The sequence below is a fragment of the Thalassococcus sp. genome, from assembly GCF_982780845.1.
In genome coordinates this window covers 18,639-27,239 of sequence record NZ_CEYADA010000022.1, presented here as the reverse complement: position 1 = coordinate 27,239, position 8,601 = coordinate 18,639, and the positions used below count along the sequence as shown (strand labels likewise).

Here is an 8,601-nt window from a genome sequence, read left to right as displayed (position 1 = left end):
ATCACTTCCAATGGCTTCCCGGCTTCCAAAGCCACCGCCGCACGTGTCCGCATGTGCAGGCTCCTCCCAAAAACTTCGTATTCCACAATTCGCTCTGACGGCGATTGGTCAGAGTATGGGTTGATGCGACATTTTCGAACAACGCAGACAATGGTGGGTATTGGTCTGAATGGACATGTTCTTGAGGGTGCCACATAGTTCCTGACAGGGAGGACAGCATGATTAATTTCCGCGCAGGGCTTAGTGCCCTTTTATTGACCACAACGCTTGGACAGCCGGCAGTCGCGGCCGATTTCTCGGACCCGACATGGCCCTGTATCCAGCGCAAGGTGGAACGTCTGTCCATCGGCCTGATGTGGCCCCACCCTGTGGAAGAGGCCAAGATAGAAGGCCCCACAGGCGAGGCGGTACGAGATTTAGCAGGTGCCCTGACCCTGCGCCGCGTATCGTTGGAAGAGGCCGAGGCCCGCATCGCTGAATTTGTAGGCGAACACGGCGCGGCCGAACCGCTGATCAGTCAGGTCTTTGTCCGCGTCTTCGATCAGGTGGCCCGCCGCCGGTCGACCATCATGGATGGAATCGCGGATTTCTCGCTGGGCCAGATCGCCCTGTCGGAACGAATCGAAGAAGCACGGGTGGAATTCGACAGCCTTCTGAACGTCGAAAATCCTGACTACGACAAACTTGATTCGCTGGAAGAGCAGATCGATTGGGATGAACGCATCTACATCGACCGGCAGAAAAACCTGACCTACGTCTGCGAAACGCCGGTGCTTTTGGAAAAGCATTTGTTCGCCATTGCGCAGATGTTGATGCAGGTGGTCGAGGACTAGGCGCTATTCCCATTCGAGTTCAGTAAAGGCCACCGTCGCATTGCGCGGGTTATAGGCATCGAACAACGTCCAGTGATCCCGTTCGCTTTCGGCGATCGTTGTCACGGCCTCGCCCATGTGCATGCCGTCGTCAATCGCCTTTCGGGTGTCATGGGCCAGCACCTCTAGGTACCGCTCCATATCCGCCGTCCCCCCGGGCCAGTCCAGAAGCGGCCCGCCATGGCCGGGTAAAATGCCGGTCGGGTTCAGATCGGCAAATCCGGCCAGCACCTTTTGCCAACCACGCAACGACCCGTCCAAGGCGGGCGTGTGTTCGTGAAAGACAAGATCGCCGGTAAACAGCAGCCCTGTCAGATCATCCTGAACCGTCAGGTCCGTGCCGGTATGCGCCGACGGCCAAGCGCGCAGCGTCAAGTGCCGCCCGCCCAGATCAAGAACCATCTCGTCCTCAACCACGACCGAGGGCGCAATGATGTCACTGCCGATAAAGGCGCTGTTCCCCACAAGGCCCGACAGACTTTCCAGATAATTGTCGCGCCGGTCCGCCAAGGCACGGGGCAGTTTTGCATGTCCAACCACTTCACCACCGGCCTCGGCCAGAACATTCGCGCCCAGCACATGGTCGGGGTGCATATGCGTCAGGATCACATAGCCAATCGGCAGATCCGTGCGCTGCCGGATCGCGCGCAAAAGCGCCTCGCCCATCCAGCGCGCGGTACCTGTGTCGATCACCGCCACCCATTCCTCGCCGATTACAAAACCAAGGTTCGTCACATCCCCACGGTTCGTGGCGTCTGGTTCCTCGATCAATCCGCGATGCCAGAACACACCCTCCCCGACCTCGCTCACCTCCAGCGCGGGCCCTTCCGGTTTGCACGTCAGCGATGTCGCGGTCAGGCCCGACGGCGGGACATAATCCGGAACGGTACTCAAGGACGCCAGACAATCGGCCTGCTCCGCCGCCCGATGGTTGGGCAAGAGCATATCCCGACACACCTCCGGCTCCATCATCAGACACACAGTCACCACCGCTTCGAACATCTGCACCCTCCCCTTTCGGCCCAGCAAACATGGCCTGCACACCGATCTGTGAACCAGCGATACCATCCGCTGAATATCTTTCTGATCAATTTTATGGCATACCACAGCGATTGAACCGCCGTTTCGGAGGAGGAGACGGACATGAAACTGACTTATGCGGCCGCCCTGTTGTGCGCCCTTGCCAGCCCCTTGGCAGCAGAAGAGATCAAGAACCCGCTGACCGAAGGTGCCACATGGATCGACCTGCGCGGCGATGTGGTCGGCGACGCGCAGATCACTGAAAGCCAAACGCTTTTCACCGTGGATGCGCCCTATCGCGCCCATGACGCGGCCACCGTGCCGATTGTCATCCACCAGGCCGACACCAGCGTTCCGATCACGGCCGCAACCGTGGTTGTCGATGAAAACCCCGCGCCCGTCGCGGGACGATTCGAATTCGGCCCGTCGATGGGTCCGATTGATTTCGAACTGCGGGTCCGCGTGAACCAGTATTCCAACGTCCGCGTTCTGGCCGAAACGCCCGAAGGCTACGTAATGAATGGCCGCTACGTGAAAGCGTCGGGGGGATGTTCCGCCCCCGCGACCCGCGATCCGGAACTGGCGCTGGCCAGCATGGGCCAGATGAAACTGCGCCTCTTTGGCGATGCCACCGCCATGTCGCAGGCCCGCCGCGAAGCCCAGATCATGATCCGCCACCCGAACTACTCGGGCCTTCAGCGTGATCAGGTGACCCAGTTGTTTATCAACGCGCATTTCATCGACACGATCGAGGTCCGCCAAGGCGACGATCTGCTGTTCACGATGGAGGGCGGGATTTCGATCAGCGAAAACCCTGTGTTCCGCTTCTCGTACAATGACAACGGGTCCGAAACTCTGACCGTCCGCGCGACAGACACCGAAGGCAACATCTTCGAACGCGAACTGTCCAAAGTCGCGGAAAGCTAAAACAGGAAGGCGGGTCTACCGCCCCCCTGCCACATCCAGAATTGAACCTGTGCAATAGGACGCCTCGGCGCTGCACAGCCATACGATGGCATTCGCCACCTCATCGGCTGTCCCTGCCCGCCCGAGCGGTGCCGTTTTGCCCAAGCGTTCGGCGCGGTCCGGTTGACCTCCGCTGGCGTGGATATCTGTTTCGATCAAACCAGGCCGCACCCCGTTGACGCGGATACCGTCGGGGGCAAGCTCTTTGGACAGCCCAATCGTCATCGTGTCGATGGCCCCTTTGGTGGCGGCGTAATCGACGTATTCGTTGGGCGACCCCAAACGCGCTGCGGCAGAAGACAACAGAACAATGGCCGCATCCTCACCCGACTTGTGCCCAGGCAAACGCCGCGCGGCTTCGCGGGCGAACAGGAATGCGCCCAGAACGTTGGTGTCGAACATGGTCCGCAGCCGTTCAATCGACATATCCGCCAGTTTCGACGACGGCGCTACGACGCCCGCGTTCACCACCACGGCATCCAGCCCGCCAAAGGCACTGATCGCCTCGTCATAGGCGCGCAGCACATCGGCCTCATTCGCGGTATCACCCTGAATGGCGATGGCCTCACTTCCCGCCGCGCGGATATCGGCGACCGTTTGTTTCGCCGCCGCCTGATCCCCGCGATAGGTAAACGCCACGCGCCACCCCTGCCCCGCCATCACCAGACCCGTCGCACGCCCGATGCCACGTGATCCGCCACTGATAAGAACTGTCTTCTGCATGGGTTGGCCCCCTTACGTTTGACCCCGTCTTGCAATCAGTACGTCTTTTAACCCCGAGGGAAAGAGTTCTGGCCCGCCGTCCACATCCAAACGCGCAAGGTCGAACCATTCCGCCCAACAGGTCATGCCGTTGTCTTCCTGAAAACTGATCCGCGTCGCGCCCGCATAGGCCCCTTCAGGAAACGCCACATCAAAAAGCGCCAGCACCTCATGGCCGACACTGCCTTCGTGGGTATAAAGGTTTTCCATAAAAACAGGCGGACCGAGGATGTCGATCTTTAGGCCCAGTTCTTCCTGAAACTCGCGGATCAGGGCGGCCTCTGCTGTCTCTCCGAATTCGACGGTGCCACCCAAAGGCCGCACGCCTTTGACGTGGCCCGTATCGTCAGGCACCTCAGCCGCCAGCAGGCTATCGCCCCGCCAATGCAGACCGAGCGCTTTGAAGCGGATGTTCTGTGCGGGGCGCCATATCGTCATGCTTATGTGCTAGCGAATGACGGGTCTCCGGACAATTGGGTTCAGAAACAGATGATCTCGGCCTCGGCCTGTGCACGGCGCAGGTCGGCGACCAGATTGTTGGCGGCAACTGCGCTGTTGAACACGGCCATACGTTCACCACCGGTCAGGCGCATGGAAAGAACGGTCTCGGCCTCGACGTATTTGTCGTAGGGTAGGATTTGCGCGATCTGGTCGATGGAACAGGAACACTGTTCCAGCACCTGACGGCTTTGCCCGTTTGTGGCCATGCAGGCGAACACATAGTCCGCCCGCGCCGCCGTGGGATAGTCATTCAACCGTTCCGCAACCGTCTGGGCCTCTGCGGCCCCACCGATCATAGCCAGCAAAACCGCCAGACGTTTCATTGCGCGGTCTCCAGTTCCTTGAACGTGATCTGCGACAGGTAGATCCATGCATCGCTGTGCTTGGGATCGGGGGCTGCCGCGGTCAGGCTCAGGTACCAGCCGGGCACCTCGTCAGACATCTGGACGATCAGTTCCAGATCGCCAAAGCCCATCATGCGATCCGCATTCGGATCATCCGCAAAGGGATGGATTTTGACCGTCGTGATCGGGATCGTCTTGCCGTCGAATTCCGCCTCGCCCGTGGTGATATCCGCAGGCTGGATCAGCGAGTCTTTCACGCGGTTGCGGATGTAGAAGGGGCTGCCGCCGGAAATCTCGGCCATGTCCCGCACGACCGTTTCATAAAAGTACATGATCATCGGGTTGCCGACGCTGGCGGGGAACGTGCCAAGGTTCCGCTTCTGCCCGCCAAACTGGGTGAATTCCAGATGCGCCACAGGCTTGGTCGCGGGGGTAACCGTCAGGGCAATATCGCCCGTATCCCGCTTGGACAGCTCTGGTTTGACAGGGTTGCCCGACGACCGGCTATAGACCAGTTCCGCACCTTCGGGGATATCGTCCAGCGTGCCGTTCTTGAACAGCACATCATAGGTTTCGTTTCCCGATCCTTCCGCTGCCAACACAGCCGGAGCAGCAATCGCCAACGCGCATAAAGTCGCCAGAATTCTAAGCATAAATGAGTCCTCCCAACGTCAGAGCCTATTGCCTGTAAACCCTGTGTCAGGCGCTACTTTTGTATCACTCACCGGCATAGACCGCCTTCATGCCAGCGCCGCTGCGGTTTTGTGGCCGCGTTTTCCAATCGATCAGCGGACGCAGGCGCGACAGCTGGACGGGTTTGGTCAGAACGGTAAAGCCCATCTGTGCACCGGTGCGCACCAGATCGGGGCTTCGGTCGGCGGTGATCATGATGGCGGGCACCTTGGTTTTGGTCTCGGACCGCACCTGCCGGATCGCGTTCACGCCGGTATCGCCATTGTCCAACTGGTAGTCCGCCAGAATGATATCCGGCGGCATGCCGATATCGCGGATCAACCCCAGCGCCTCTTCGGTCGAAGCCGCAGGCAAAACGCTCGCCCCCCAGAGTTCCAGCTTCTGCGTCGTGGCGAACAACACGTCCTCGTCGTTTTCCACCACCAGCACGATCAGATCCATATCCGCTTCGTTCGCACCCGCTGGCGCAAGATACGCCGTGGTTTCCTGAGGCTGGCCTTTGACCAGATCCATCTCGATGGAAAAGATCGACCCGACCCCGCGTTTCGACCGCACAGATACCTTGTGCCCCAGATGGCGACAGGTCCGGTCCACAATAGACAGACCAAGCCCCATCCCCGACCCGATCGGCACGTTGTCGGCCCGCGTGAATTCGTCGAAAATCCGTTTCTGATCCTTGGGGCTGATACCGATGCCGGTATCCCAGACCTCAAGCACGATCTTGTCGCCCCTGCGCCGACAGCCCAGCAATACCCGCCCGCCTTCGGGCGTGTACTGGATCGCGTTGACCACAAGGTTCTGGATCGACCGCATCAGATACCGCTGATCGGACCGCACCAGCGCACTGACCGGCACCACATCCAGCTGCACTTTCTTACGTGCCGCTAACGGCGCCTGATCCTCGACCACGCCCTGCATCAACGTTCCCAGACAGACATCGGATGGCGTCAGCGCCGTGTCGGTAGAATCCAGTCGCGAGATATCCAGAAGCGCGTGCAGCAGTTCCTCGATCGAGGTGAAAGACCCCTGCAAACGATCCACCGTGCCCGACACGGGGTTGTCCTTGGTGGTTTCCTTCAAGGTCGAAATCAGCAGCTTGGCCGCATTGATCGGCTGCAACAGATCGTGGCTGGCTGCTGCAAGGAACCGTGTCTTCGACGACACCGCCGCTTCGGCCCGTTCCTTGGCCAGACGCAGTTCTTCCTCGACCCGCGCTTGGGCCTCGTATTGCGCGGTCAGGCGTTTGTTGGCCTGTGTCAGTTCCAGCGTCCGTTCATCGACGCGCTTTTCCAGCATCTCGGTCGCGCGGCTTTCCAGTGTGACGTCCTTCAGTTCCACAAGAAAACCCTGATCCGGCAACAGATGCGCATGCAGGTCCAGAACGCGCCCGCCCGCGTGGCGGATCCGGCGGCGCAACCGCCCCTGATGGGCCAGACGTTCGCGCCACAGGTTCACGTTCAGCGCGGCACTGTCCAGAACCAGCGCATTGATGCTGATGAAATCCAGCACCTGCTGCAGCCCTGTCCCCTTTTGCAGCAACGTATAGGGCAGGCCCAGCAACTCGCGGAACCGCGTGTTGTGCATCATCACCTCGCCATCCTGCGAAAAGGTGCAGATGCCCGCCGACATGTTTTCAAAAACGGCCTGTAGATACAGCGCTTGTTTGTCGATCAGGTTTTCCTTTTCCGACCGGTTCTGCCGGACAATGCCGGTGATTTCGGTCTGAAGGATCACGATGTTGTCCGACGACGTGCGCTGCATGTTGATCTGGAACCAGCGGTCTTCGGTCAGTTCGATCACGAATGACAGAACCATCGCCCCCACGGGCCCGCGCTGCGCCTCGGTCAAGGACGTCGACATGCGCCCGTCGGTGCTGACCAGATAGCGGCTGTTACGAAGCGCGTCGAAATACAGCTCGATCCCAAGACCGGGGATCAGCTTGCGGCTCAGGTCCGGCAAAAGCGTGCGGAACAGATCGTTGCAGACCTCAAGCTTGCCATCGGTGAACAGGGCAAAGCCGCCCTCCATCGACGCCAAAGCATCGGTCAGGCTTTTGCGGGTCCGTTCGCGATCATAGCGGACGGATTCAAGTTCGTTTGTGGTGCGCTCCAGATCGCGGGTCTTGGCCCAGATCTGCCCCTGCAACGCAATCGCCGACTGGAACGCGCTATAGGCCGTACTGCCGATCTCGTGCTGGCGGTTGGCGCGGCGCACCAGTGCCTCGATGATCTTGGCCTGTTTCTGAACCTGAAGGTTCAGCGGATCGTCCGGATTGATCATCAATGCAAATCCCTCCGTGACGGCTGAAAGAAGGCGACGCCCACAAAGGTCTGGTTCACATGCACCCCTCGGTGCTGCTCCCCATAGGTGTTGAAACCCACGACCCGCCGTTTCCGGAACACGTCCGAAATCTCATCCGACATCTGCTTTTGTTCGATCTCAAGCTTGCGCAGCACACAGTCGAACCCAAGGATAAAGTCCGGCGCGCGGCCCATCTCATCCTGAACGTCCAGTTCCGTATCCAGCGTACGGACGATTTCCTTGCCGCGTCCAAGCGTCATGATCAGACCGTCGTCGATAGCACACAGGAATGACAGCGCATGGGGCGACACCGCCCCGTGAATGGCCCGCACGTGATAGCTCATGTTCTGACGCACCAAGAGTGGGTTTTCGGCAAACACCTCGGGCGACAGGTCTTCGACATCGCGGCCCACAAGGCGCGCATATTCCTGCGCCGCAGGCGCGCCGTTGATTTCCAGAACAAGCCGTTCTTCCGGCTCGGCCTCGGTCACGACCAGTTGTTTTTCGGTGGGCAGGAAATGGTGAAAGCCCAAGCCTTCGAACCGCAGGTCGGTTTCCAGCAACAAAAGCAGCGCGGCGTTTGACCGAAACTTGCCGTCATGCAGCACAAAGGTCTGTTCGAAATGCAGCCCGTTGCCCGCCGATCCGCCAAAGATCGGCACGTTGACCAGCGCCGTTTCCAGCGTGGACACCAGCACGTCTTCCTGTTTCGATAGCCCGTCGGCAAAGACCAGCGCCAACCGGTCCCATCCCGCCGTACGCTGGAAATGCGAGGCATGTTTCTGAACATCCCGCGCGATGGTTTTGATCGACAGGGGTTTCAAAGGTTCGATCAGCAAAGACGCGCAGCGGAAATGTTTCCGTGAAAACGAAATCGCCAAAAGCGCCTCGGTCTCGTAGCCCTTGGGGGTGATCTGTCCTGCCGTCGTGCAGCCGAACACCGGCACGCTGCCCAGATGGGCGTTCAGCGCTGTTTCAAGTTCCTGCACATCCAGACGGTCGGGCAGGAACACCAGCACAAAGCAGCTGTCCTGCAAATCGATCTGGCTGGCAATTTCCGCAACGGCGGCGTCCGCATCCAATTCATAGGACACGGAGACACCGACAAAAGGTGATCCGCTTGTGTCCAGCACCTTGCCCTG

At 59.7% G+C, this 8,601-nt stretch carries 9 protein-coding genes; 2 read left to right on the top strand and 7 right to left on the bottom strand.

The features are described from left to right. Nucleotides 1-218: 218 nt before the first annotated feature. Entirely contained in the window at nt 219-833 is a 615-nt protein-coding gene (locus tag AC4FIA_RS17390) for a hypothetical protein (RefSeq protein WP_490366882.1), read from the top strand. A 3-nt stretch (nt 834-836) separates the two neighbouring features. On the opposite strand, the gene AC4FIA_RS17385 is transcribed toward AC4FIA_RS17390, so the two are convergent. Beyond that, nucleotides 837-1,874, bottom strand: coding sequence for a quinoprotein relay system zinc metallohydrolase 2 (locus tag AC4FIA_RS17385; protein ID WP_490366881.1), 1,038 nt, complete (start codon nt 1,872-1,874; stop codon nt 837-839). Between the two features lie 141 nt (nt 1,875-2,015). Here AC4FIA_RS17385 and AC4FIA_RS17380 point away from each other — a divergent pair, with 141 nt between their 5' ends. Beyond that, entirely contained in the window at nt 2,016-2,819 is an 804-nt protein-coding gene (locus tag AC4FIA_RS17380) for a quinoprotein dehydrogenase-associated SoxYZ-like carrier (RefSeq protein ID WP_490366880.1), read from the top strand. A gap of 15 nt (nt 2,820-2,834) precedes the next feature. Here the strand turns inward: AC4FIA_RS17380 and AC4FIA_RS17375 are convergent, their stop codons facing one another. The 6 genes from AC4FIA_RS17375 to AC4FIA_RS17350 all read right to left on the bottom strand — a co-directional run bounded on the left by AC4FIA_RS17375 (nt 2,835) and on the right by AC4FIA_RS17350 (nt 8,592). Next, on the bottom strand, nt 2,835-3,581 hold the full coding sequence (locus AC4FIA_RS17375) for an SDR family oxidoreductase (protein ID WP_490366879.1): 747 nt from the start codon (nt 3,579-3,581) through the stop codon (nt 2,835-2,837). 12 nt (nt 3,582-3,593) lie between these two features. Continuing rightward, nucleotides 3,594-4,058, bottom strand: a complete 465-nt coding sequence (locus AC4FIA_RS17370; RefSeq protein ID WP_490366878.1) for an NUDIX hydrolase — start codon at nt 4,056-4,058, stop codon at nt 3,594-3,596. A gap of 41 nt (nt 4,059-4,099) precedes the next feature. Then, nucleotides 4,100-4,444, bottom strand: a complete 345-nt coding sequence (locus AC4FIA_RS17365; protein ID WP_490366877.1) for a hypothetical protein — start codon at nt 4,442-4,444, stop codon at nt 4,100-4,102. After that, on the bottom strand, nt 4,441-5,118 hold the full coding sequence (locus AC4FIA_RS17360) for a hypothetical protein (RefSeq protein ID WP_490366876.1): 678 nt from the start codon (nt 5,116-5,118) through the stop codon (nt 4,441-4,443). The genes AC4FIA_RS17365 and AC4FIA_RS17360 overlap by 4 nt, the downstream gene beginning before the upstream one ends. Nucleotides 5,119-5,182: 64 nt before the next feature. Then, complete coding sequence (locus tag AC4FIA_RS17355; RefSeq protein WP_490366875.1) at nt 5,183-7,438, bottom strand: hybrid sensor histidine kinase/response regulator; 2,256 nt, start codon at nt 7,436-7,438, stop codon at nt 5,183-5,185. Continuing rightward, entirely contained in the window at nt 7,438-8,592 is a 1,155-nt protein-coding gene (locus AC4FIA_RS17350) for an FIST N-terminal domain-containing protein (RefSeq protein ID WP_327346786.1), read from the bottom strand. Before AC4FIA_RS17350 ends, AC4FIA_RS17355 begins: the two co-directional genes overlap by 1 nt. Nucleotides 8,593-8,601: the final 9 nt, after the last annotated feature.